At 45.9% G+C, this 25796-nt stretch carries 18 protein-coding genes; 16 read left to right on the forward strand and 2 right to left on the reverse strand.

Annotated features, from left to right (window positions below):
* Window positions 1-5: 5 nt before the first annotated feature.
* The 9 genes from ispG to BN1938_RS07470 all read left to right on the forward strand — a co-directional run bounded on the left by ispG (window position 6) and on the right by BN1938_RS07470 (window position 13110).
* Window positions 6-1061: a flavodoxin-dependent (E)-4-hydroxy-3-methylbut-2-enyl-diphosphate synthase gene (gene ispG / locus BN1938_RS07430; protein ID WP_050640039.1), complete on the forward strand. Its 1056-nt coding sequence runs from the start codon at window positions 6-8 to the stop codon at window positions 1059-1061.
* Window positions 1049-5557, forward strand: a complete 4509-nt coding sequence (locus tag BN1938_RS07435) for a PolC-type DNA polymerase III (protein ID WP_050639978.1) — start codon at window positions 1049-1051, stop codon at window positions 5555-5557. The genes ispG and BN1938_RS07435 overlap by 13 nt, the downstream gene beginning before the upstream one ends.
* Window positions 5558-5741: 184 nt before the next feature.
* A complete protein-coding gene (gene glyA, locus BN1938_RS07440; protein WP_050639979.1) occupies window positions 5742-6977 on the forward strand; it encodes a serine hydroxymethyltransferase in 1236 nt (411 codons plus the stop codon).
* Window positions 6978-7205: 228 nt separating this feature from the next.
* Window positions 7206-8516: a phenylacetate--CoA ligase family protein gene (locus BN1938_RS07445; RefSeq protein WP_050639980.1), complete on the forward strand. Its 1311-nt coding sequence runs from the start codon at window positions 7206-7208 to the stop codon at window positions 8514-8516.
* 3 nt (window positions 8517-8519) lie between these two features.
* Window positions 8520-10265: an indolepyruvate ferredoxin oxidoreductase subunit alpha gene (gene iorA, locus BN1938_RS07450; RefSeq protein WP_050639981.1), complete on the forward strand. Its 1746-nt coding sequence runs from the start codon at window positions 8520-8522 to the stop codon at window positions 10263-10265.
* Between the two features lie 2 nt (window positions 10266-10267).
* On the forward strand, window positions 10268-10837 hold the full coding sequence (locus BN1938_RS07455; protein ID WP_050639982.1) for an indolepyruvate oxidoreductase subunit beta: 570 nt from the start codon (window positions 10268-10270) through the stop codon (window positions 10835-10837).
* Between the two features lie 18 nt (window positions 10838-10855).
* On the forward strand, window positions 10856-11275 hold the full coding sequence (locus BN1938_RS07460; RefSeq protein WP_050639983.1) for an ACT domain-containing protein: 420 nt from the start codon (window positions 10856-10858) through the stop codon (window positions 11273-11275).
* Window positions 11276-11317: 42 nt separating this feature from the next.
* Complete coding sequence (locus BN1938_RS07465) at window positions 11318-12652, forward strand: phenylacetate--CoA ligase family protein (protein WP_050639984.1); 1335 nt, start codon at window positions 11318-11320, stop codon at window positions 12650-12652.
* Window positions 12653-12666: 14 nt separating this feature from the next.
* Window positions 12667-13110 (forward strand): amino acid-binding protein, encoded by a 444-nt coding sequence (locus BN1938_RS07470; RefSeq protein WP_025657278.1) that lies wholly within the window; start codon window positions 12667-12669, stop codon window positions 13108-13110.
* A gap of 912 nt (window positions 13111-14022) precedes the next feature.
* Here BN1938_RS07470 and BN1938_RS07475 read toward each other — a convergent pair.
* Window positions 14023-14220, reverse strand: a complete 198-nt coding sequence (locus BN1938_RS07475) for a cold shock domain-containing protein (protein WP_009004038.1) — start codon at window positions 14218-14220, stop codon at window positions 14023-14025.
* A gap of 262 nt (window positions 14221-14482) precedes the next feature.
* Here BN1938_RS07475 and BN1938_RS07480 point away from each other — a divergent pair, with 262 nt between their 5' ends.
* Window positions 14483-14920 (forward strand): RrF2 family transcriptional regulator, encoded by a 438-nt coding sequence (locus BN1938_RS07480; protein WP_050639985.1) that lies wholly within the window; start codon window positions 14483-14485, stop codon window positions 14918-14920.
* 133 nt (window positions 14921-15053) lie between these two features.
* On the opposite strand, the gene BN1938_RS07485 is transcribed toward BN1938_RS07480, so the two are convergent.
* Window positions 15054-16457 (reverse strand): helix-turn-helix domain-containing protein, encoded by a 1404-nt coding sequence (locus BN1938_RS07485; RefSeq protein ID WP_050639986.1) that lies wholly within the window; start codon window positions 16455-16457, stop codon window positions 15054-15056.
* A gap of 260 nt (window positions 16458-16717) precedes the next feature.
* Here BN1938_RS07485 and BN1938_RS07490 point away from each other — a divergent pair, with 260 nt between their 5' ends.
* The 6 genes from BN1938_RS07490 to BN1938_RS07515 all read left to right on the forward strand — a co-directional run bounded on the left by BN1938_RS07490 (window position 16718) and on the right by BN1938_RS07515 (window position 25741).
* Window positions 16718-17707 carry a zinc-binding dehydrogenase gene (locus BN1938_RS07490; RefSeq protein ID WP_050639987.1) on the forward strand — a complete coding sequence of 330 codons (990 nt, stop codon included), beginning with the start codon at window positions 16718-16720 and terminating at the stop codon, window positions 17705-17707.
* Window positions 17708-17751: 44 nt separating this feature from the next.
* Entirely contained in the window at window positions 17752-19248 is a 1497-nt protein-coding gene (locus tag BN1938_RS07495; protein ID WP_050639988.1) for a rhamnulokinase, read from the forward strand.
* Window positions 19245-20552, forward strand: a complete 1308-nt coding sequence (locus BN1938_RS07500) for a PHP domain-containing protein (RefSeq protein ID WP_050639989.1) — start codon at window positions 19245-19247, stop codon at window positions 20550-20552. The genes BN1938_RS07495 and BN1938_RS07500 overlap by 4 nt, the downstream gene beginning before the upstream one ends.
* Window positions 20553-20593: 41 nt before the next feature.
* Complete coding sequence (locus BN1938_RS07505) at window positions 20594-21586, forward strand: sugar phosphate isomerase/epimerase family protein (RefSeq protein ID WP_050639990.1); 993 nt, start codon at window positions 20594-20596, stop codon at window positions 21584-21586.
* Window positions 21587-21671: 85 nt separating this feature from the next.
* Window positions 21672-22898 (forward strand): mannitol dehydrogenase family protein, encoded by a 1227-nt coding sequence (locus BN1938_RS07510; RefSeq protein WP_050639991.1) that lies wholly within the window; start codon window positions 21672-21674, stop codon window positions 22896-22898.
* Window positions 22899-22966: 68 nt separating this feature from the next.
* Window positions 22967-25741 (forward strand): family 78 glycoside hydrolase catalytic domain, encoded by a 2775-nt coding sequence (locus tag BN1938_RS07515; RefSeq protein ID WP_082202870.1) that lies wholly within the window; start codon window positions 22967-22969, stop codon window positions 25739-25741.
* The last annotated feature ends 55 nt before the right edge of the window (window positions 25742-25796 follow it).

Here is a 25796-nt window from a genome sequence, read left to right on the forward strand (position 1 = left end):
TGGAGATGTTAAGAGAAAAGACAAAAACAGTCAGAATAGGAGATGTCCTTATTGGAGGCGGGCATCCGGTTGCAATCCAGTCTATGACGAATACAAGAACCGAGGATGTGGAGTCTACAGCCGCCCAGATACGAAAGCTGGAGGCGGCAGGCTGCGAGATCATCCGTTGTGCAGTGCCTACGCTGGAGGCGGCTTATGCATTAAAAGAGATTAAGAGGCAGATCCATATCCCGCTGGTTGCAGACATTCATTTTGATTACAGGCTTGCAATTGCGGCGATCGAGAACGGAGCAGATAAGATCCGGATCAACCCCGGCAATATCGGGAGCAGGGAACGTCTGCAGGCCGTCGTGAATAAGGCAAAGGAACATGAGACGCCGATCCGGGTGGGCGTCAACAGCGGTTCGCTGGAAAAACCACTGCTGGAGAAGTACGGCGGCGTGACCGCTGAGGGGATCGTGGAGAGTGCGCTGGACAAGGTCCGTATGATCGAAGAGATGGGGTATGATAACCTTGTGGTCAGCATCAAATCTTCGGATGTAATGATGTGTGTGAAGGCCCACGAACAGATCGCTTCGAGGTGTCCGTATCCGCTCCATGTGGGGATCACAGAGGCGGGAACTGTTTATTCGGGAAATGTCAAATCTTCTGTGGGCCTGGGGATCATCCTGTACGAAGGCATCGGCGATACCATCCGTGTCTCTTTGACAGGAGATCCACTGGAGGAGATTAAAACTGCAAAGCTGATCTTGAAGACACTGGGGCTGCGCAAAGGCGGGATCGAAGTGGTGTCCTGCCCGACCTGCGGACGGACGAAGATTGACCTGATCGGCCTTGCAAACCAGGTTGAGAATATGGTGGCAGATATCCCCCTGGATATTAAGGTTGCCGTTATGGGATGTGTCGTTAACGGCCCGGGAGAGGCAAAAGAGGCAGATATCGGAATCGCAGGGGGAATTGGAGAAGGCCTTTTGATCAGGAAAGGTGAAATTGTGAAAAAGGTGAAGGAAGAAGAGCTTCTGGAAACCTTGCGGCAGGAGTTGTTAAATTGGAAAAGATAGGGAACGAAAAGATATTTTTTCATGTTTTTCCGACATTAAAAGTGGAAAATGATATCAAGATGCTTTTTAGCGATGTGGAGGTCTCGAAGATCACAACGAACTCAAAACGTGATTTTCTCCGTGTCCATATTTTCAGCACGCATCTGATCCAGAAAAAGCATATATGGCAGATGGAACAGAAGATTAAAGAGCAGCTTTTTGGCAATACGAGGGTGTCCATCCGCCTGGAAGAGCAGTATGCGTTGTCCGAGCAGTACACGGCGAGTACGCTTATGATGGAATACCGGGAAAGTATTGTGCAGGAGCTGAAGCAGCACAGCGTGCTGGCGGCAAGTATGTTTGAACAGGCAGAGATGCACTTTGAAGGCAGTGATATCCTGTATCTGGAGATGCTCAACACGATCGTATCCGAAGGGAAACGGGAGTATATCGTAGATCTGCTTCATGAGATCTATGAAAAGAGATTCCATATCAAAGCTGACATTAGGGTAACGTACCGCGAGGCGCAGGGAGAGCAGGACCGTCAGTATGAGGAGCAGCGGATCCAGCAGGAGATCAATGCCATATTTGAACGCAGGGCGAAGCAGAGAGGCGAAGAACCGGCAGAAGACAGCGCTGGCGGCCAGGGAGAAAAGAAAGAGGGGAATCAGGAAAAACGGGGAGACTCCGGGAAGAAAGGCGATTTCAAGAAGAAAGATTTCAAGAAAAAAGATTTCTACAGGCCGCTTAAGCAAGGCGATGACCCGAGTCTGATATACGGCAGGAATTTCGACGATGAGCCGATCACACTGGATCAGGTTGTTACTGAGATGGGAGAGATTACCGTCCACGGAAAGATTATTAATTTTGATACCAGGGAGATCAGAAATGACAAGACGATTCTGATGTTTGCAGTCACGGACTTTACCGACACGATAACGGTGAAGATGTTCACCAGAAATGATCAGCTGCCGGAACTGCTGGGGGATCTTAAAAAGGGCGTTTTCGTTAAAATCAAGGGGATCACAACCATTGATAAATTTGACGGGGAACTGACCATCGGCTCGGTGACAGGTATCAAAAAGAGCGGAGATTTTACTGTTACAAGAAAGGATCTGAGCCAGGTTAAGAGAGTGGAGCTCCACTGCCACACAAAGATGAGTGATATGGATGGGGTATCTGAGGTAAAGGATATTGTGAAGCGTGCCCATGACTGGGGGCATCCTGCCGTTGCTATTACAGACCATGGCATTGTGCAGTCATTTCCGGATGCCAATCATTTTATCGAGACACTGGATAAGGATGATCCTTTTAAAGTGATTTATGGTGTGGAAGGCTATGTTGTAGATGATCTGACGGAGATCGCGGTAAATGCCGGGGATGAGCGGCTGGATGATACATATATCGTATTTGACCTGGAGACGACCGGCTTTAGCGCTATTAAGGATAAAATTATTGAGATCGGAGCGGTTAAGGTTGTAAATGGCGAGATTGTGGACCGGTTCAGCACCTTTGTCAATCCCAAAAGGCCGATCCCTTTTGAAATCACACAGCTAACAAGTATTACGGATGAAATGGTGATGGGATATCCGGACATAGAAACGATACTGCCGCAGTTTCTGGAATTTGCGGCGGGCGGGGTGCTTGTTGCGCACAATGCAGGGTTTGATGTGGGATTTATTGAGCAGAACTGCAGATATCAGGATATAGAGCCTGACTTCGTTTATGTGGATACGGTGGCTATGGCAAGAGTACTTCTGCCCACGTTGTCCAAGTATAAGCTGAACGTGGTGGCGAAGGCGCTGGGAATTTCCCTGGAGAACCACCACCGGGCGGTAGACGATGCAGCCGCGACAGCGGAGATATTCGTAAAATTTGTCCAGATGCTGAAAGAACAGAATATCACAACCTTAAAGGAAATGAACCAGTTTGGGGACATGAATCCGAATGCCATCCGCAAGCTGCCCACTTATCATATCATCATACTGATTAAAAATGATATCGGCCGGTATAACCTTTACCAATTAATCACCGAGTCCCATCTGACCTATTATGCAAGAAGGCCCAGAATCCCCAAAAGTGTACTGAACAAGTACAGGGAGGGGCTGATTGTAGGGAGCGCATGCGAGGCCGGAGAACTTTATCAGGCCATTTTGAACAATAAATCTGCGGAATCTATCGCAAGGCTGGCAGATTTCTATGATTACTACGAAATCCAGCCGCTCGGCAACAACCGGTTTATGATGGTCAGTGACAAGTTTCCGGATATCAACACTACGGAGGACTTAGAGGAGATTAACCGAAAGATTGTGGAACTGGGAGAAAAGTTCAAAAAGCCGGTTGTAGGAACCTGCGACGTGCATTTTCTGGATCCGGAGGATGAGGTGTACCGCCGGATTATCATGGCGGGCAAGGGATTCAGTGATGCGGATGAACAGGCGCCGCTGTATCTGCGGACGACGGAGGAGATGCTGGAAGAGTTTGAGTATCTTGGTTCAGCAAAGGCAAGGGAGATTGTCATAGAGAATACGAACAAGATCTGCGATATGGTCGAGAAAATATCTCCGATCAATCCGAATAAGTGCCCGCCGGTGATCGCGAATTCGGAGCAGGATCTGAGGAATATCTGTTACAACAGGGCCCATGAAATCTATGGCGAAGACCTGCCGGAGCCGGTATCCACCCGTCTGGAGAAGGAACTGAACTCTATCATATCGAACGGGTACTCCGTCATGTATATCATTGCCCAGAAGCTGGTATGGAAATCAAATGACGACGGATACCTGGTAGGTTCCCGTGGTTCTGTCGGTTCTTCTTTTGTTGCCACGATGTCTGGGATCACAGAGGTGAATCCCTTAAGTCCGCATTATTACTGTGAGAAATGCCACTATAATGAATTTGACTCCCCGGAAGTAAAGGCATATGCAGGGGGCTGCGGCTTCGATATGCCGGACAAAATATGCCCGAACTGCGGAGAAATGCTGATTAAGGCGGGATTTGACATCCCATTCGAGACCTTCCTCGGCTTTAAGGGTGATAAAGAGCCTGATATTGACCTGAACTTCTCGGGAGATTATCAGGCAAAGGCACATAAGTATACGGAAGTGTTATTTGGGGAGGGACATACGTTCAAGGCCGGGACTATCGGAACACTTGCAGATAAGACCGCATTTGGTTATGTGAGGAACTATTACGAGGAACGCGGGCACAGAAAAAGAAAGTGTGAGATTGACAGAATTACGGTGGGATGCACAGGGATCCGCAGAAGTACGGGCCAGCATCCGGGAGGAATCGTCGTACTGCCTCACGGACACAACATCAATGAGTTTACCCCGGTGCAGCATCCGGCAAATGATATGACAACAGATATCATTACGACTCACTTTGATTATCATTCCATTGACCATAACCTTTTGAAGCTGGACATTCTCGGCCATGATGATCCTACTATGATCCGTACACTGGAAGAATATATCACATCGGATGCCATGGACAATGAGTACAATGAGGAGAATCCGTTTATCGCCACCAATATACCGCTGGACGATAAGAAGGTGCTCTCCCTGTTCCATGATACAAGTGCTTTGGGGATCAAACCGGAGGATATAGACGGGTGCAATCTGGGATGCCTTGGAATTCCTGAGTTCGGGACAGACTTTGTTATTCAGATGGTACAGGATGCGAAGCCGCAGTCGCTTTCAGACCTGATCCGTATATCGGGTCTGTCCCACGGGACAAACGTGTGGCTGGGAAATGCACAGGAACTGGTAAAGTCAGGAAAGGCCACGATTTCTACCTGTATCTGTACACGTGATGATATCATGATCTACCTGATCAACCAGGGCGTGGACAGCGCGCTGTCCTTTACGATCATGGAGAGTGTGCGTAAGGGAAAAGGGTTGAAACCGGAGTGGGAAGAAGCCATGAAGGCGAAGAACGTGCCGGACTGGTACATCTGGTCCTGTAAACAGATCAGCTACATGTTCCCGAAGGCCCACGCGGCGGCGTACGTTATGATGGCTTACCGCATCGCGTACTGCAAGATTAATTATCCGCTGGCGTATTATGGCGCTTATTTTGGTATCCGTGCCAATGCATTTTCTTACGAAATCATGTGCCAGGGAAAAGACAAGCTGAATTATTATATAAAAGACTATAAACGCAGGGCGGATTCGCTCAGCAATAAAGAGCAGGATGTAGTAAAAGACATGAAGATCGTGCAGGAAATGTACGCCAGAGGCTATGAGTTCCTGCCCCTGGATATCTATAAGGCAAAGGCAACCAAATTCCAGATCATAGACGGGAAACTGATGCCGCCGCTCTCCAGTATCGAAGGGATGGGTGAGAAGGCCGCTGAGGCTGTGGAGGAAGCAGCCAAAGACGGGCCGTACCTGTCTCTGGATGATTTCAGACAGCGGACGAAGGTCAGCAAAACAGTCATTGATTTTATGGCGGAACTGGGGCTGTTTGGAGATCTGCCGCAGAGCAATCAGCTGTCGCTATTTGATTTTGGGTAGGGGAGAGTGTATTCTGCTTGGGGGACGCAAATGGCAAGGAGAGTCCGCAACGGTAGCAGCGGATGGAATAGAATTATGTATGGACTTAACGTTCTTGTTTATGCTATAATGTCCCCAATGGACTTTTACCGGGAGAATTTTTAATGATCCGGAAATGCTTAAAGATTTATGGAGGAGAAGAATTATGTACGGTTTCGAGGAAATCAAGAATGAAGATGTAGAGATTGCGGAAGCGATTCAGGCGGAGATGGACAGGCAGAATTCTCATATTGAGCTGATTGCTTCTGAAAACTGGGTTAGTAAGGCTGTTATGGCGGCCATGGGCAGCCCGCTGACGAATAAATATGCAGAAGGATATCCGGGAAAGAGATATTACGGCGGATGCCAGTGTGTGGATGTTGTTGAGAATCTTGCCAGAGAGCGGGCAAAAGAGCTCTTCCAGTGTGAATATGCCAACGTGCAGCCTCATTCCGGAGCACAGGCTAATATGGCAGCAATGTTTGCTATGGTAGAGCCGGGAGATAAAGTGATGGGTATGAACCTGGATCACGGCGGACATCTGACTCATGGTTCACCGGTTAATCTGTCAGGCAAGTATTTTGATTTCTCGGCGTATGGCGTGAATGACAATGGTGTCATTGATTATGATAAAGTACTTGAAATCGCAAAAGAAAATAAACCAAAGCTGATTATTGCTGGTGCAAGCGCTTATGCCAGGACCATCGACTTCAAGCGATTCCGTGAGATTGCGGATGAGGTTGGCGCATACCTGATGGTGGATATGGCGCATATTGCCGGCTTAGTGGCAGCAGGCATTCATCCAAGCCCGATCCCCTATGCACACGTGACGACCACCACAACACATAAGACCCTGCGCGGACCAAGGGGCGGTATGATTCTGTGCAGTGAAGAGATGAATAAAAAGTTCAACTTTAATAAGGCAGTCTTCCCGGGCATCCAGGGAGGCCCGCTGATGCACGTCATCGCAGCCAAGGCAGTCTGCTTCAAAGAAGCCCTGCAGCCTGAGTTCAAGACATACCAGGAACAGGTCGTGAAAAACGCCAAAGCATTGTGCAAAGGCCTGCAGGAAAGAGGAGTCAAGATCGTATCCGGAGCAACCGATAACCACCTCATGCTCGTAGATCTGACAGAGAACAACTTAAGCGGCAAAGAACTTGAAAAACGACTCGACGAAGCCCACGTAACCTGCAACAAAAACACCATCCCGAACGATCCCCGTTCTCCGTTCGTTACAAGCGGAGTAAGGCTTGGAACCCCAGCAGTCACCACCCGGGGAATGGTAGAAGAAGACATGGCAAAGATAGCAGAAATCATAGCCATGGTAATAGATGATGAAGCAAATGTCGAAAAAGCACAGGGAATGGTAGCAGAACTTACGAAAAAGTACCCGCTTATCTAATCCCCCAATGAGAAAGGATTGCAGGGCCAGGCAATCCTTTCTTTTTCCTTTTGCTGCCGCTAAGTCTGCGGACCGCCATACAAAACAGCACAGGCCTTTCCGTCCCCTTACGCTTCTTCTTCCGCGTGAACCCCGTCCCCATAATTTTTCAAATTTAATGCTTTAATTCGTCAAAGCAGTGTGTTATACTATTGGATAACGAATGTGATGTTGAAGGAGGTTTTTACGATGATTTGGGCAAAGGAAGAGACTCTGCCAAGGGCCGAGATTGAGAAAATCCAATTGGAACGGTTACAGAAAACGGCAGCATATATTTATGAAAGGGTAGAGCCTTACCGTAAGAAGATGGATGAGGCCGGTGTGAAGCCAGGAGATATTCAGAGCCTGGAAGATTTAAAGAAGATGCCGTTTACATATAAAGCAGACTTCAGGGATCATTATCCCGACGGCCTTTTTGCGGTAGATAAAAAGGAGATTGTCAGGTACCATGCAAGCTCCGGGACCACGGGGAAGCCAACCGTAGTGGCATATACGAAGAACGATCTGGATGTCTGGCTGAACAATGTGGCAAGAATCGCATGTATGGGCGGCGCAACATCAGAAGATGTAGCGCAGATTGCATTTGGATACGGTACTTTTACCGGCGCACTGGGACTGCATGGAGGACTGGAGAAGTTAGGGGCTTCCGTTATTCCAATGTCTTCAGGCAATACAAATAAACAGATTATGTTTATGCAGGATATGGGCGTGACACTGCTGGTAGCGACGCCTTCTTATGCGCTTCATCTTGGAGAGATCTTAAGGGAACGGGGAATTGACCCTTCAAAGGATCTGAAGATACATATCGGCCTGTTTGGCGGCGAAGGAATGACAGAACCCATGCGCGATGAGATGCATAAAGTCTGGGGGGACCAGTTTGTCTGTACACAGAACTACGGTATGAGCGAGCTGTGCGGACCCGGCGTATCAGGTGAATGTACGGAATTATGCGGTATGCATATCAACGAAGACTGGTTTATTCCGGAGATTATTGATCCTGAGACAGAGGAAGTCCTGGCTCCCGGTGAGACCGGAGAGCTTGTAATAACCTGCCTGTGCAAGGAAGCGCTTCCGCTTGTCCGTTACCGTACAGGAGATCTTACAAAACTGATGTATGAGCCTTGCAAATGCGGAAGAACAACGGTACGCATGGAAAATCTTTCAGGACGTGCGGATGATATGCTTGTAATCCGCGGTGTCAATGTATTCCCAAGCCAGATAGAAGAAGTCCTTTTGAGAATTGAGGAGATCGGGCCGCACTACGAGATTCTGGTCGAGAGAAAGAACCGTCTGGATGTTATGACAATCTCTGTTGAGCTGATCGACGACCGATTGCTGGACAGCTACGCGAAGTTAAGCGAACTGGAGCAGAGCATCAGAGCGTCTCTGAAGTCACAGCTTGGACTCGCAACACAGATCAGGCTGGTTGCCCCGAACTCGCTTCAGAGATTTGAGGGCAAGGCAAAGAGAGTGAAAGATTTACGAAAGGATGGATTATAAACTATGTCAGATAAAGTGATAATGCTGGGAAATGAGGCGATTGCCAGAGGCGCATATGAGGCCGGCATCAAAGTTTCCTCAGCCTATCCGGGAACCCCAAGTACAGAGATCAGTGAGTACATGGTTCAGTATAAAGATACTTTTTATGAAGAATGGGCGCCGAACGAAAAAGTAGCTGCTGAGGTGGCTGTAGGAGCCAGCATTGCAGGTGTGCGTGCGATGGCCTGCATGAAACACGTCGGCCTGAATGTGGCATCGGATCCGCTGTATTCCGTATCCTATATGGGCGTTAACGGCGGTCTTGTGCTTACGGTTGCCGATGATCCGGGTTTATACAGCTCCCAGAACGAGCAGGACACCAGAATGGTGGCAAGAGCAGCCCAGATCCCGGTGATCGAACCTTCTGACAGTGCGGAAGCAAAAGAATATATTAAGGCAGCTTTTGAACTGAGTGAGAAGTTTGACAGACCGTTTATTTACAGAATAACCACCAGGCTGGCACATTCACAGGGGTTGGTGGAGCTGTGTGACAGAGAAGAGATCGAAGATAAGCCTTACGTGAAAAACATCCGGAAAAATGTGATGATGCCGGGCAACGCAAAGCTGCGCCATGTGGAGATCGAAAGGCTCAATAAAGAGCTGGCCGAGGCCGCAAATACACTGCCGATCAACCGTGTGGAGATGAACGACACGAAAATCGGAGTCATTACAAGCGGTATCCCTTATCAGTATGTAAAAGAGGCCCTTCCGCAGGCTTCCGTATTAAAACTGGGAATGGTCAATCCGCTTCCAAGAAAGATGATTGAGGAATTTGCAGCGAAAGTAGATACACTTTATGTTGTAGAAGAACTGGATCCGGTCATTGAAGAGCAGGTGAAGTCCTGGGGGATCAAGGCGGTCGGTAAGGAGATCTTTACCGTACAGGGAGAGTACAGCGCGAATATGCTGCGCAAAGCAATATTAAATGAGGAGCTGGATATCCAGCCTCCGGCAGATGCCCCGCAGCGCCCGCCGATCTTATGTCCCGGATGTCCGCACCGCAGTGTATACCATGTGCTGAATAAGCTGAAAATGCATGCGGCCGGAGATATTGGATGTTATACGCTGGGAGCAGTTGCGCCCTTAAGCGTAGTTGATACAACGATGTGCATGGGCTCCAGCATTTCCACCCTGCATGGCATGGAAAAGGCAAAGGGAAAGGAATACATCAAAGACTGGGTAGCCGTGATCGGTGATTCCACATTTTTACATACAGGTGTGAACTCCCTGATGAATATGGTTTATAATAAAGCGACAGGAACCGTGATGATTCTGGATAATTCCACTACCGGGATGACCGGGCATCAGGATCATGCTGCGACAGGAAAAACACTCCAGGGAGATCCGACTTATGCCATTGATATTGTGAAGCTGTGCCGCGCTATGGGTGTGAATCACGTGATAGAGGTAAATGCATTCGACCTGGACACACTGGAGAGGACAATCAAGGAAGAAGTCGCCAGAGATGAGGTGTCGGTCATCATCACAAAATCACCGTGCGTACTTCTGGACAAATCCAAAAAGCCGCTTTATACCGTGCATGAAGACAAATGCAAAAAGTGCGGTATGTGCATGAAGCCTGGATGTCCCGCAATGACGAAAAATGCAGATGGCACCATCCATATAGACGATACCATGTGTACGGGATGCGGCCTGTGCGAATCTCTATGTAAATTTGGCGCAATAGAACTGGTAAAGGCGGGTGAATAATCATGGCGACAAAGAATATTATGATTGTAGGAGTAGGCGGTCAGGGAACCCTGCTTACCAGCAGAATATTGGGAGGACTTACCATTGCAGGCGGCTATGATGTCAAACTTTCCGAGGTACATGGCATGGCTCAGAGGGGCGGCAGTGTTGTTACATTTGTGCGCTATGGCGAGCAGGTGGCGGAGCCGATCGTGGAAGAGGGGCAGGCGGATGTGATCATTGCATTTGAACGCCTGGAAGCCCTGCGGTATGCACATTTTCTGAAAAAGGACGGAGTTCTGATTGTCAATGACTGGCGGATCGATCCGATGCCGGTTGTAATCGGCGCGGCAGAATACCCGAAAAATATCCTGGAGACCCTGGAAAAAGAGTATAAGATCTATAAGGTAAACGCGACGGAGGAGTCCAAGAAGCTCGGCAATCCGAAAGTATTCAATCTGATTGTACTGGGGGTTGCAGCGCAGCATATGGACTTTACAAAAGAGCAGTGGTATGAGGTGATCGAAAAGACGGTTCCTCCAAAAACAATTGAAATCAATAAAAAAGCATTTGATGTAGGATACACATTATAAGGGATAGGCGGTGAGAGGATGATTAAGCAGTTATCAGTATTTGTGGAAAACAGGCCGGGCAGCCTGATGCAGGTGACATCGGCGCTGACGGAGGCGCATATCAATATCAGGGCGATCGCTTCATTTGATACGCCTGAATTTGGAATTCTCAGGCTGGTGGTTGATAAACCGGCAGAAGCAAAGACCTATCTGACAAGCAGGGGATTTGTTGTCAGAATACACGACGTAATTGGTGTAGAACTCAAAGATGAAAAAGGAAACCTGAACCGGATGCTTTCCATACTTGCAGAAGGCAGGATCAACATCAATTATATTTATTCTTTTGTAATCCGCGAGGGAAGGGCGCCGGTTATGGTGTTCAACACAGATGATTTTGAAAAAGCTGCGCGTGTTCTGGAAGCAGCAGAGGTAAAAGTCGTAAAAGAAGCGGATCTATAAAATTACGGAAATATGGGAAAACAGATAAGGAGTTAAACGAAAATGGCGGCAGTGACATTAGAAAACTGGAAAGAGCGGATCTTTGACCCGGATATAGAATGCATGAGCAGTGACGAGATGGCTGCTCTGCAGAGCAGACGTCTGGCTGATGTAGTAGAAAGAGTATACAACAATGTAGATTTCTACCGTAAGAAAATGAAGGACCTTGGAGTAGAACCGGGGGATATCAAAGGAATTGAGGATATTAATAAACTTCCATTTACGACAAAGGAAGACCTGAGGGATAACTATCCGTTCGGGCTTCTGGCAATCCCCAAAAAAGATGTTGTCCGGGTTCAGGGCACATCAGGAACGACAGGGAAGCTGACTCTGGCGTCCTATTCGCAGAAAGATGTGGATGTGTGGGGCGAATGTGTGGCCAGATGCCTGACAATGGCCGGACTGACAGAGGAAGATATCATCCACGTATGCTATGGCTACGGATTATTTACAGGCGGAATGGGTCTGGACTTTGGGGCTAAGGCGCTTGGAGCGACAGCGATCCCGATGTCAGCGGGAAATACCAAACGCCAGATGATGTGTATGGAAGATTTCGGTTCAACAGCATTCGCATGTACCCCTTCCTATGCACTGCATCTTGCGGAATCCCTGCAGGAGGCTGGCGTTGTGGACCGTCTGAAACTGAAGGCCGGGATTCACGGCGCAGAGCCATGGACCGAGGAGATGCGCAAGAAAATTGAAAGTATTCTGCATATCAACTGCTTTGACATTTACGGATTATGTGAGATTACGGGCCCTGGAGTCGCACAGGACTGCATCCATCACAGAGGTCTGCACATCAATGTTGACTATTTCTATCCGGAGGTACTTAATCCGGTAACTCACGAGGCTTGTGCAGACGGTGAGACAGGAGAACTCGTATTTACAACATTGGCAAAAGAGGCGATGCCGCTGTTAAGATACCGCACGAAGGATCTGACCAGTATTGACCACAGCACTTGTGACTGCGGCAGAACCACACCTAGGATCTCCAAGTTTACGGGACGTACAGATGACATGAAAGTCATCCGCGGCGTCAACGTATTCCCGACACAGGTTGAGACAGCGCTCCTTGGCATGGGCGGCGCAGTTGCACCGCATTACCTCATGATTGTGGACAGAGAGGATAATCTGGACGTCCTGACGGTTATGGTGGAGGTCGATGAGAGCATGTTCTCAGACGAGATCAGAAAACTGGATGCGCTGAAAGCAAAGATCGGCGCAGTTTTGAAACAGGCGCTTGGAGTTTCCGTCCGCGTGAAGCTGGTTGAGCCTAAGACAATACAGAGAAGCGAAGGAAAAGCAGTACGTGTTATAGATAAGCGTAACCTGCAGTAGAGGAGGTAAGCACGATGGGAATCACAATACAACAATTATCAGTATTCTTGGAAAACCGGGAGGGACGTCTGGACGAAGTGCTTGCAGTGCTGGCCAGCAACGATGTGAATATCGTTGCACTGAGCCTGGCAGATACATCAGATTACGGAATGCTCCGCATGATTGTATCCGACCCGAACAAGGGAAGAGCGGTGCTTAAAGACAATGGAATTACAGCCATGCTGACAGACGTTGTGGCGCTTCGGGTGCCTCACGCGACGGGATCCTTAAGCAAGGCAATGCATCAAATTGTAGAAGGCGAAGTCAATATCGAATACATGTATGCATTTGCAAATGGCACAGACGCATCGGCGGTATTAAAAACAGACGATCCGGCAAGGGTGGTTGATATCTTAAGGGGAAGCGGATTCGACGTCTGGGAGGCGGCGGAAGCGTATGTTTCTAATGTGAGCTTGTAGGTAGGGCGTATTTGGCTGGTATGGGGACGCCCCGTGAACCGGACACAGGGGTGTCTGGAAACGGGGGAGATGCTGCAAGCTGGAGTAACGGAAAAAAGAAGGATAACCGGGGCAGACCTGGCCACATCACCCAAAGTCTTGATGACTTTGAGTGCTGGGGCCAGGGAGATCTGTGATTTGTGATCACAGATCTCACCCCGGTTTTCCTTCTTTTTTCCGTAACTCCAGCTAACAGCATCTCCTACGCTTCCAGACACCCCTGTGTCCGGTTCACGGGGCTGGACGCATCATGGCGGTTAATAGCGCCTTACCCGTGGGGGAGCAGACGGGGGCGGCGGATTGAGTTGGTTGGTATGGGCGGAGATTCAGCAAGCTGCAGTAAAAATTACTTAGTAAGGTGTGTTCCGGGCAGCCAGTTCAATCCGTTTCTACCGTTTAGGAGTACCTTCCGAGTCTTTTTATAGTTACCGGATGCGAGCAGCCAGCCTGGATGGGGAGCGGGAGGCGGGCTTGAGCAAAGTGGATGGGGGCTGGGGGTTTAGAACGCGCGGTTTAGAAGTGCTTACGTAAAAGAAGCCGCCCGCGAGGGATGGGAAGTGATTTTCCAAAATCACTTCCCAGTACAATCTAAGGCGGGAAAGCATCAGGCTTTCCCGCTGTATGTTGTACGTGCCCTCGCGGGCGGCTTCTTTTGCGTTAGCACTTCTCCGCAAGTGGGTTACCCCCAGCCCCCATCCACTTTGCTCAAGCCCGCCTCCCGCTCCCCCATCCAGGCGGGCGTCCCCTTCCAATACACAAAAAAAGCACCCGGAATATCCGGGCACTCTTTTTTTAATCTCATTTCTCTGTATTTCTTTTAAATATTAAATCTGATGCTAATTTATATATTTAAAGGTACATTTAAAATTCTGATTAAAGTTTTGTTACATTGACTGCCTGCGGTCCTTTAGCGCCGTCTGTTACATCGAACTCAACTGCCTGGCCTTCTTCTAAAGATTTGAATCCATCCATCATTAATCCTGAGTAGTGTACGAATACGTCATTTCCCTCTGAGTCAGAGATGAATCCATAGCCTTTTTGGTTGTTAAACCATTTTACTGTACCTGTCATTGTGTTGCCCTCCATAAATAAAAAAATAAATAATAAAGTGTTCGCAATGCTCATTTCTATTATGAGCAATGCTGTATTATCGTAGCATATTTAACAATGAAAGTCAATGTGTTTGTGAAAAAATCCATAAAAATATACAAAAAGTGTCGAAAAATTACGGATTATCTGTGAACTGCGTGACTGTTTGAAAAGTAAGATTGTTTTTTATGCGGGTTTTGTTTAAAATACATATAGTAAGTAAAACAAAGGAGTGTAGCTTAAAATGAAAATGTCGACAAAGGGACAGTATGCTCTGGAGATTGTGGCAGATCTTGCACTGCATTCCGGTAGGGACCATCTCGAGAGCCTGAAGAATATAGCGGAGAGACGGAAGTTGTCTGAAAAATATCTGGAACGGATAGTAAAGGCCCTGAAAGAAAAGGGAATCGTAAAGAGTGTTCGTGGTGCTTACGGAGGATACTGCCTTGAAAAAGAAGCCGAAGAACTGACCGTGCTGGAGGTACTGACGGCAGTAGAGGGTGAACTGGCTCCGGTGCACTGCCTTACCAGAGAGAGCAATTGCGGGATAGACTGCGGATTGTGCCCAACCAGAAACACATGGGAAGAAATGTGGAAGACGATGAATGATGCGGTAGGCAGGGTTACAATTGCGGATATCGTCCGAGTGGTGAAAGGGGAGGAGGCGCCAAGCGGACTGTAAGCGGCGGGCCTTCCTTACTGCAAGGTTGGTTTAAAATTCTGACTGATTAAAAAAAGCACGAATAGACTGGGGGATGGAAGGTAATATCCGGCCTGTACCGAAAAAAAGATGTTTTTTGGTACAGGCCGGATTTTTATAAGAACTGTAAAAGCCGTTGTATATATTCTGTGCTTTTTTCAGGAGATAAAAGATATTGCTCTGGCAGTTCCTTTAACAGTCTGAATATAGAGTTGAAAATTTCAATAGATTCTGGTGTGCACAGATAGAAAATTTCGTTGGAATCATTGTTGCAATTCCATAAAAACCCACTATCATCACTAAGTGATAGGTTCATGCTGCAATTTGCATAAGTCAGAACAGGATTCTGATCCTTGATAATCCGCAAAGATAAGGGAGACTTCTCAAGTTTTGTCTCGGCAATAAGTTCTGCCAGATAGGACGGGCGGTCTTTTTCCGGCAAAGAGATTTCTACAGAGGGAGAAATCTGTAAATGGCCAGTGGATAAAAAATCCAGAAGAGTCGATTCATACACGAGCATATCCCTTATATGAAATGAATCCTGCCTATACTTCTTGTAGACAAAATCACAATCTGATGCTGACGGAAACATTTCATCCAGAAGCGAAGATAAAGATTCCGAACTTGCAGTCGGAGAAAGTTTATGACAGAGGTAGCGGTGTATTGCACTCATATCAAAACGATAAGATTCTGCCTTAGCTATAGGGCTTCTCTCAGGTGCAGAAATCCAAAGGGGCGAATAATGTTCCAGATATGCCATGGCAGATTTATAATTTTCATGGACATAATCGGCATCTACAATAGAAATCCACTGATCAGCCCGGGTGAATAGCAGGGATACGGGACGTATCACAAATCCATTTTTAACGATCAGAAAGTCATTAACAGAACAGGTTGATGTCGGAGGATTTACCGGATAGAATAATACCTCTTTTTTTGGATAATAACTAAAAAAACAGCATAATATCTTGCAGAGATCTTTTGTAGATAAGTGTAAAAGCGTCGGAGCAGCTAACACGTAAATGGTTATTTTTTCAAAATGTTCAGAAGACAGATCCAGAAGAATTTTGTATAGATTCATAAACACAGGCAAGGTCATAATACAGGTTAACTTTGTACAGCGAATCTGGCTGAGCTGTTTATTGAATATCGAAAGATAATCGGAAGCTGCACCTGATAAAGGAAATGACGGAATACCTGATTTGGATATATTCTCCATAACCGAATCAGTAGAAGAGAGGTACTGGGATACGATAGACGCATATGCGTCAAAATTCGTATAATCGATATCTACCTGAAGAAATGCAATGGTTTCTTTTTTTTGCACAGGTGTCCCTTGTTGTGCACAAAATTCTCCGATAGCACGGTTGATTTTTTTTATGTGTTTTGAGGGCGGGGTTTTACTGCCCGTCATCCATTTACTGATATATGAAGCGTCATATCCCAGATAAGATGCAAGATTGTATACTTTAATCTCGTGCAGATCCAGTATAATTCTGAGCTTTTCTCCAAATCCCATAACTATATTCATCTCCTTTAACATGAAAGATAATTTAATTATAGAGACGGGAATTTACATTGTCAACTAAATTCCGATCATGACTTTTGCCTGACTTTTTTTGGTACAAAAGTCCGTTTCGTGACATTTTGAAAATATCAGTCCATCGCTGTCATTTGAATATAGAGATATATAAATATATACTGAAATTACAAAAGCTGCTGCTGCCGGCGCGGTAGTTGTTAGTAAATAAAAAGGCAGATGAGGAGTCAGATAAGAAAATGAAAAGAGAAGAGATTACTATTGTTGAGGAGAGAAAAGTTGAAATCCTCACGAAAGAGGTAGATTTTAAAGAGCTGGGAAATACAATGGTGGAAGGAAAGACGCTGTACTCTTTGATTAGCGTTGGTACAGAGATTATGGGATTTTACCTGCATGGGTTTGAGTATCCTTATCCGATGGTATCAGGTTATGCGGCTGTATTTCAGGTGGAGCGCGTTGGAAGCGATGTTGTGGGGATTCAGCCGGGGGATGTTGTTTTTTCCCGCGGCAGCCATGTGTCTTACCAGATACACGATTATAGAGAAGTTGTAAAGATACCGGAAGGGGTGGATCCGGAAAAGGCACTTTTTGCCAGAATGGCTAATGTCTCTATGCGTTCTTTCAAATGTGTTAAATCCAATCCGGGTGCAAAAGCGATTGTTGTCGGATTGGGGGTGGTTGGAACAATGGCAATTCAGGCTTATTACAACTGTGGCTATCAGGTTATCGGGATTGAGCCTAACCCGGAACGGGCAAAAACGGTTAAGAAGATAACGGGATTTGAGGTGTATACAGAATTGCCGGAGGAGCTCAATGGTACCTTCTCCCTTGCACTTGAATGCTCTGGTTACCAGCAGGGAATCAATACCTGTTTAGACGCTTTACGTATCGGAGGCGAACTGTGCATTGTTGGGATTCCCTGGAAAAAGACAAGTGACCAAAGCGCATATGATATGGTTACCAAAATTGTTTATAAATGGCTGGATGTATATTCGGGATGGGAGAGTGATCTTCCTTTGAGAGAAAGGGAGCTCGGCATGTGGGAACAGGGAGCAGTCGATCCATTTACACAGGTCAGCAATTATACACTGGCATTGCGCTGGCTGCAAGACGGGGTGTTAAAGGTAGAAGGCATGTACGATGTACGTCCCTATACGGAGATTAAGGACATTTACGATTCCTATTACCGAAAGACTGCGAAAACACTGACAACGGTGTTAAAGTGGTGAAAGTCAGGGATAACAGGATGAATGATAAACGGGAGAGAACGGTAATGAAATATTATATTGTAGTAGATTTGGGAGCCAGCAACGGAAGGGTGATGGTTGCTAATTATGAAAATAAAAAATTTGAATTTGATATTGTACATAGATTTGAAAATACACCTGTTCTTTCCGGAGAGGGAGAACTCTTCTGGGATATATTAAGCATATTCAACGAGATAAAAAACGGGATTCGGATTGCAGCGAATAAGTATCACAATATCCGGTCAATCGGTATTGATACATTTGGATGCGACTTTGCAATTCTGGATGAGCATGGACGATTGATGGGAAATCCTATCCATTATAGAAATGAAGCGCAATATGAACTATCACAGAAGCTCCACAAAGTTCTTCCGGAGCAGGAACTATTTACATTGACACAGGGGCCGTGCAGCAGGGTTATGGGGCTGTACAAATTGTATGCACTGAAAGAAAAGGATGCCTTTGAATATAAATATGGGGCACATATTCTTATGCTGCCAGACCTTTTGAACTATATGCTGACCGGAAAAATTTCCACCGAATTTACAAATGCCACAATGATGCTGATGACGAATCAGAAAAAACGGGACTGGGAGCCGGAGATTTGCAGGAGGTTAGGACTCAGAAGCGATATGCTGACGAAGATTGAAGAGCCGGGTACTAAACTGGGGCCCCTAAGAAAATCAATATGTGAAGAACTGGAAATAGAGCCGATTGATGTTGTGATTCCGGCAACACATGATACTGCTGCGGCGGTTACTGGCATTCCGGTACAAAGCCCGGATGTATCATGGGGATTTCTAAGCCTTGGCACATGGGCGCTGGCAGGGCTGGAAAGAAAGGAACCAGTGTTGGATCCACGTATTGTTGAACTGGAATTTGGTAATGAAGGCGGAACGTTTGGCCGTACAATGCTGCTGAAAAATGTGACCGGTATGTGGATTATTCAGCAGTGCAGAAATTACTGGAACCGTACACTTACTGAACCTCTGTCTTGGGACGACATTGTGAAACTTGCAAAAACGGCTGAGGAACAGCAGTGCGTAATTGATATCGTCTGGGATGCATTCAACAATTACCAGAGCAATATGCCGGCGGTGATTCAGCAATACTGTGAACGTACAGGACAAGCTGTTCCAAAAACCATAGGGGAAATCTCACAGTGTGTATATCGGAGCATGGCTTTGAAAATCAAGGAGAGTTATGAAGAAATTTTGACAGTTTTAAATGAAAAAATAGAACTTCTGCACATTGTCGGCGGAGGATCACAGAATCATTTGGTCTGCCAATGGATATCCAATGCATTAGATATACCGGTTGTCGCCGGACCAACCGAGACTACTGCGATTGGGAACCTGATCTTTCAGCTGTATGCAGACGGAGAGATCAAGTTTTTGGAAGAAGGAAGGAGGATTAGCGCTTATTCAAGTGAATTATGTATGATTGAGCCGGAAAATCAGCAGGGATGGAATAAAAAATATTTGTATTACCATGAAATACTTAAAAAAGGTGAGAAGTTATGAAACAAATTGAAAAAATGGAAAAGCAGCTAAATAGCAATTATAAAGAAGAGCGTCTGCAGGCAGCTCAGGAATTGAGAAAACTGATTACTGAAGGAAAGATACCGGCAGTACCCAGAAAAGAGGAATGCAATAACCATGTACATTCGCAATTTTCCTTTTCGCCGTATAGCCCAAGCATGATTGCATGGATGGCGTATAAAAGCGGACTAAAAGTGTGCGGTATCATAGATCATGAATCAGTATCAGGCTGCAGGGAATTTATTGAGGCATGCAGAATATTAGGGGTCATCCCTACAATTGGGTTTGAACTTCGTTTAAGCTGCGGACAAACGCCGTTGAAAGGGAAAAGGCTGAATAACCAGGATCAGCTGTCAATTGGGTATTTCCCCGTTCATGGCCTTCCTGTACAATCGATTGATAAAGTGGAGGAATTTCTGCAGCCGATCCGAAGGGCGAGAGAAAAACGGAACCGGAAAATGACAGAAAAATTAAATCATATGATGAAAGGATATGGAATCTCAATAGATTTTGACCAGGATGTGATTCCGGTTTCAAAGTGGGATCAGGGAGGTTCGATTACGGAACGTCATATTCTCTATGCGCTTGCACTGGCAATGATACAGAAACTGGGGATTGGGATGGGGATTGTCGGGTTTGTTGAAAATGAATTGTCAATTCCTCTTACGGAAAAGGCCAGGGGCTATCTGACGGATACGGAAAATGAGGTTTATGCATATGACCTCACAAATGTATTGAAAGGCCATTTTACGAATGCAATGTACGTTGAAACTGAAATAGAAGAAACGCCTGATGTCCGAACCGTGCTTCCCTTCCTGAACAGACTTGGCTGTATCCCGACTTACATTTATATCGGGGATACGCGAGGCGGCTCGAATATGCCGGATGACAGGAAAGTCCAGAAATTTGAAGATGACCATCTGGAAGAACTGTTTGAATGTCTCTCGTCATATGGCCTGAGGGCAGTCAGCTATGTCCCATCCAGAAATGATGTTGACCAGGTTATGAGAATCAGGAAGATTTGCAGGCAATATGGGATGTTTGAAATTTGTGGGGAAGATATCAACCAGCCGAGGCAGTCCTTTATATGTTCCCACAAGTCGGAAGCGGATCGGGATTTTTTTAATAGCTCTACCAGGGCACTTGTCGGACATGAATTTCTTGCTGATCAGGATTTATCGGCAAGCTTTATTTCAGACCAAACGGTTGAGCGAATCCCGGATCTGGATGAGAGAGTGGATTATTATAAGCGTTTTGCAACTGTTTTGGATGGAAGCGGGAAATAATGGCACGACCATTGTTAATAAATAAAAAGGAGAAGAAGAATATGAGTAAAATTAAGTACAGTGCAATTGTAGGGACACTTGGACAAATCGGCGACAGATTTCTGCCGACAGGGTATAAGGAACCAGAGGAGATCAAACATGGATTTGAGGAAGAGGTAGAAGCATTGGCTTCACTCGGAGTATTGGACGGCTTAGATCTTTATTATGCTGAGGAGGGAATCAATTCGGATTATAATGCAATCAATACACTTTTTGCAAAGTATGATCTTAAAGTGGCTTCCACATTTCCAAATGTTTTTGGATTAAAAGAATGGAAAAACGGTTCACTGTCAAGCACAGATGATGAAAAAAGGGGGAAAGCAATTGAACTTTGTAAGAAAGCGCTCGACTTCAATGCAGGTCTGGAAGGCAGACCGCCAATGAATCTATGGCTTGGACAGGATGGATTTGATTATCCGTTCCAGACAGATTACGGAAAGAATTGGAGCAATCTGGTCGATGCAGTCCGTGAGATTTGTGATTATAAACCGGAGATCTGCGTGACACTGGAAGCAAAGGTGCGTGAGCCACGGAACCGCTGTATCATAGATACAGTTGCAAATGCGCTTCTGATGTGCAGAGAAATCGGGAGAGATAATTGTGCCCTGGCGATTGATATCGGGCATACATGGCAGGCACAGCAGAATGTCTCTCAGAACATTGCCCTGGCGAATCTGTTCGGCAAAGTGAAGACACTTCATGCAAACGATAACTATAATTTATGGGATGATGATTTAATCGCAGGTTCAGTCCGCACCGCAGAGTATCTGGAGATGTTCTACTATCTGAAAAAAATAAATTATAATGGTTATATCGCAGTCGATATTTTCCCGTTCAGAGAGAGCACGCTTGGCTGTACCTCTGAGACCGTACTGAACTTGAAAAAGTTTGAAGAACTGGTTGATATGGCAGGGTTGGATAGAATCGAAGCGCTGATAGCCAGTGGAGATCCAACACAGTATACGAAGTTCTTAAGGGAAAATATATACAGATAACGGTTCGATTTACGGACGGGACAGACTGGCATACCGATTGGGAAACATAGGTCTGTTCTGCCCGACAGGATAAGGAGAAAACATAGTGGATAAAATTGCTGTAATGTATGGGGCCGGCAGCATTGGACGTGGATTTATCGGCCAGCTTTTTTCAGAAACCGGGTACAAGACTATATTTATTGACGTAAACACAGAACTGATTCAACAGCTCAATGAGCGGGGGGAATATCCGCTCCGCTTTGTGAAGAACAGTGGGAACAGGGAGATCATTGTCCGCAATGTAAGTGGCGTGGATGGAGATAATCATGATGAGATATGTCATGTCATAGCAAAAGCAGATATTATGGCCACATCTGTTGGAAAAAATATTCTGCCGCTGATTGCAGAGAATATTGCGGATGGATTGCGGAAACGATGGGCAAATCAGAACTACAGGACATTAAATATTATTGTCTGTGAGAATATGATTAAATCAAATGAGTATCTCAGGAAGCTCATTTCCGAATATTTGGACAGCGATGAGAAAAAAATGTTTAACCAATATATCGGTACTGTCGAAACTTGTATAGGACGTAATGTACCCGTAATGACCGAGGAATTGTACGACGGAGATCCGCTGCGGATCATTGCGGAGGACTATACGCTATTGCCGGTTGACGCAGCTTCCGTAGTAGGTAAACTTCCGGCGTTAAAGAGTGTTGTTTTCAAGGAGGAGTTTGGATTTTATATTCGGCAGAAGTTATTCATGTATAATATGGCCCATGCGGTCATTGCCTATTTGGCGCATATGCGGGGATTGAAAAAACTCTGTGACGCGGTATCAGAGCCGGATATCAAGTATGTCGCTGCCAGAGCTTTGTCAGAGATTGCAGTGGCGATGGCGGAGGAATATAAAGAGGATCTCGGGGAGCTGATAAGGTTCTGCCATGAACTTTTGTATAGATTTAACAACAAAAGGCTGGGGATAACGGTCACGAGGCTTGGGGCAGATCCCGTCAGAAAATTATCGAAGGAAGACCGGCTGGTTGGTCCCGCGTTATTGTGTGAGAAGCAGGGGATTACACCCGCATTTCTGGCACTTGGTATCGCTGCGGGATATTGCTATCTGGATGAGGGGGATGCCTATTCTATAGAGATACAGGAATATATTAAGAAAATGGGGATTGAGAAAACGGTGGCCCATTTCAGTTCGTTGGATGAAACAACCAGATTACATCAGCTTATCATGATATATTACAGGCAATTTCAACAGAAAGTATCACTTAACCTTATGATTCAGGAGTGTGACGAGTATTCGGCAGAAGGACTGTAAAAAAGGAAGCAAAGCGTTTTTATCCAGATTAAAAGTTTTGCAACTGAGTCTATACAGAAAGGGAAAATATGGTAGTAGTAAATAATCTAAGGACAGAGTCGATGGTTAATCCATTAGGTATCACTGTTTTGCAGCCAAGACTCACATGGACGATAGAATCTGATGAACGGGCGGTTATGCAGAAGGCATTCCGGGTGCTTATTACCGAACAGGAGAAAGGAAGTAAAAAGGAGTTTCATGACAGTGGATACGTGGATTCCTGTGATAATCAATATATAATACCGGAAAAGATGGACGCAAGCGGGAAAAGATATTTATGGAAGGTATTCATAATTGATAACCGGGATCGTACATGGGAGTCACCGGAAGGCGCCTGGTTTGAAATGGGGATACTCCATGAGGAAGACTGGGCCGCGAGTTGGATTGAACCGGTACAGACGCCGGTATACCACGACCACGTTGAGACGCTCATGGACAGAAATAATACGGATATTGAGGAAGAAACCTTATATCCATGTCCTGAAATCAGGAAAAGATTTACGATCAGCAAGACAGTAAGGAAAGCGAGGATCTATGCGACTGCACATGGTGTTTACCGCTTGTTTCTGAATGGGAGGAGAATTGGCAGGTACGAGCTTTCGCCTGAGCCGACCTGTTATGAAACGCATCTGCAGGTACAAGCCTATGATGTTACAGAAATGCTGTTGGCTGAAGAGAATGTAATAGGAGCGGTTCTTGCTGACGGCTGGTGGGCGGGAAGGCTGGGATGTTTCGGAGAGTCTGCCCAGTACGGGGATGTGCTAGGTCTTCTTATACAGGTCGCAGTAGAATACGAGGACGGAACGACGGAAACATTTGGAACGGATGATTCATGGAAAAGTTCGTTTGGCCCCAGACGATACAGCGATCTTTTAATCGGAGAAAAATATGACAGGCATTATGAGCATCCCGGTTGGAATTGTGCTGGTTTTGACGAAACCGGATGGAAGAACGTGAATGTGGCAGTATATGGGTTTAAAAATCTGATTGGCCAAAACGCGCCTCACATCCGTGTCCTCGATGAGGATAGAAGATATCGAATATATACATCTCAAAAAGGAGAAATGATAATCGATTGCTGCCAGATCAAGGCAGGCAGCGCAGCAATGCATATAAAAGGTATGCCGCATGCCTGCGTAGAATTTGATTATTTTGAGGAGCCCGACAAAGAGGGGAATTATTACTGGGATTTCGATGGGCGACGTTCCGTCCAGAGGGATACCTATGTATTAGATGAGACCGGCGAGGGGGATTATGAGCCATGGTTTACGCTCCATGCCTATCGGTATATCCGGGTAAAAACAAGTGAAGGCAAAATAGAAGTGTCAGACTTCCGCAGCCGTTTGATTGCAAGTGATTTGGAAGTAACAGCGAAGCTGGAAACCTCACATACAGGATTGAATAAACTTTTTAAAAATATGGAATGGACACTTAGGTCAAATTGTGTTGGAATTCCGACAGACAATCCTGACAGAGAAAGAGTAGGGTATCTGGGGGATTTTGCAATGGTTGCTCCGGCGGAAATGTATTTGCTGGATACACAAAGCTTTACAAAACGCTTTATGGAGCAGGTGAGGAATGACCAGTATAAAAATGGGGCAATTGCCCAGATGACACCGCTGTGGAAAACTTTTCAGACACAAATGGAAACGATCAGTATTGGATGGAGCGATGGTGCTGTCCTGGTCTCATGGCTTGCTTATCGGTTTTTTGGCGACAAGAGAATTCTCATGGAAAACTATGAGATGCTAAAGAAATGGGCTCGTTATCTGGAAGAAAAGACAAAGGCTGAAAATCCGGATCATATCGGAGAAATTTCACCCGAACGTGCAGAAAGGCTGAGGTATATCAGAAATACAGGTTATAATGTTGGCGACTGGATGACGCCTAGCGCTACATATAACCGGAAAACGGGAGAATACTGTTATTGGGTTCCGACAACCCTCGACTATCTCACCGGTACATATTATTATGCGTACTGTGCAAGCGTTATGGGACAAATAGCGGGTGAACTTGGAAAAGAAGAAGATGCGGCTCATTTCAAAGAACTATATAAGAAAATCAGAAAGGCCGCAATCGAGGAATTCTATGACACTGGAAAGATACTGGAATCCGAACGAATGGGCACACAAGTTTTAGCCCTTCATATGAGGTTTTATCCGGATGGAGAGCGCCAGAAAGTAGTTGACAGATTATGCCGGCTGATTCAGGAGAAGGGAATGGACACCGGATTTACGTCCACTGTAGAAGTGTTGAATGTACTGGAAAATAACGGACGAATTGATGAGGCATATGATTATCTGCTTAATGAAAAATTCCCGTCATGGCTGTATCAGGTGAATTGTGGAGCAACTGGGATCTGGGAGGATATGAACTGCATAACGCCGGATGGGGAAAGGCATCCATCCTCATTTATCCAGGCGGTCTTTGCAACGATAGGCAGCTGGATGATAGGAAGTATAGGTGGGATACAGGCAGGTCTTCCGGGCTATAAAAAAATAAAAATCAAACCATTAATTACCAGAAAGCTGGATTATGTAAATACATGGTACAAGTCCCCGCAGGGGCCGATTATCTCGAACTGGGAACAAAATGAAGAACACATTAAGCTTCAAATTCATATTCCGGCAAATACGACAGCCAGCATATACATGATGGAAGCAGTTCCTAACACCATTATGGAATCAGGAACTCCGGTAAAACGTGCCGAAGGCGTTACAAATGTTTATGAATATAAGCAGGGCATTATAGTCGAAGTCGGATCTGGTAATTATAATTTTGTCTATAATCGAAAAACCATGTGAAAGCAACGGGCTTTAATTAATAAAATTATATGTAAATAAGCAAATGAAGGAGAAA

Origin of the sequence: Eubacterium sp. SB2 (assembly GCF_001244405.1) — a bacterium.
Taxonomy (GTDB): Bacteria; Bacillota; Clostridia; order Lachnospirales; family Lachnospiraceae; genus Faecalicatena; species Faecalicatena contortus_B.

Bases quoted from the DNA above. Each gene is read 5' to 3' on its own strand.
- ispG (WP_050640039.1), top strand. From the start codon at position 6: ATGTTAAGAGAAAAGACAAAAACAGTCAGAATAGGAGATGTCCTTATT.
- glyA (WP_050639979.1), top strand. From the start codon at position 5,742: ATGTACGGTTTCGAGGAAATCAAGAATGAAGATGTAGAGATTGCGGAA.
- BN1938_RS07445 (WP_050639980.1), top strand. From the start codon at position 7,206: ATGATTTGGGCAAAGGAAGAGACTCTGCCAAGGGCCGAGATTGAGAAA.
- iorA (WP_050639981.1), top strand. From the start codon at position 8,520: ATGTCAGATAAAGTGATAATGCTGGGAAATGAGGCGATTGCCAGAGGC.
- BN1938_RS07455 (WP_050639982.1), top strand. From the start codon at position 10,268: ATGGCGACAAAGAATATTATGATTGTAGGAGTAGGCGGTCAGGGAACC.
- BN1938_RS07460 (WP_050639983.1), top strand. From the start codon at position 10,856: ATGATTAAGCAGTTATCAGTATTTGTGGAAAACAGGCCGGGCAGCCTG.
- BN1938_RS07465 (WP_050639984.1), top strand. From the start codon at position 11,318: ATGGCGGCAGTGACATTAGAAAACTGGAAAGAGCGGATCTTTGACCCG.
- BN1938_RS07470 (WP_025657278.1), top strand. From the start codon at position 12,667: ATGGGAATCACAATACAACAATTATCAGTATTCTTGGAAAACCGGGAG.
- BN1938_RS07475 (WP_009004038.1), bottom strand. From the start codon at position 14,220: ATGACAGGTACAGTAAAATGGTTTAACAACCAAAAAGGCTATGGATTC.
- BN1938_RS07480 (WP_050639985.1), top strand. From the start codon at position 14,483: ATGAAAATGTCGACAAAGGGACAGTATGCTCTGGAGATTGTGGCAGAT.
- BN1938_RS07485 (WP_050639986.1), bottom strand. From the start codon at position 16,457: ATGGGATTTGGAGAAAAGCTCAGAATTATACTGGATCTGCACGAGATT.
- BN1938_RS07490 (WP_050639987.1), top strand. From the start codon at position 16,718: ATGAAAAGAGAAGAGATTACTATTGTTGAGGAGAGAAAAGTTGAAATC.
- BN1938_RS07495 (WP_050639988.1), top strand. From the start codon at position 17,752: ATGAAATATTATATTGTAGTAGATTTGGGAGCCAGCAACGGAAGGGTG.
- BN1938_RS07500 (WP_050639989.1), top strand. From the start codon at position 19,245: ATGAAACAAATTGAAAAAATGGAAAAGCAGCTAAATAGCAATTATAAA.
- BN1938_RS07505 (WP_050639990.1), top strand. From the start codon at position 20,594: ATGAGTAAAATTAAGTACAGTGCAATTGTAGGGACACTTGGACAAATC.
- BN1938_RS07515 (WP_082202870.1), top strand. From the start codon at position 22,967: ATGGTAGTAGTAAATAATCTAAGGACAGAGTCGATGGTTAATCCATTA.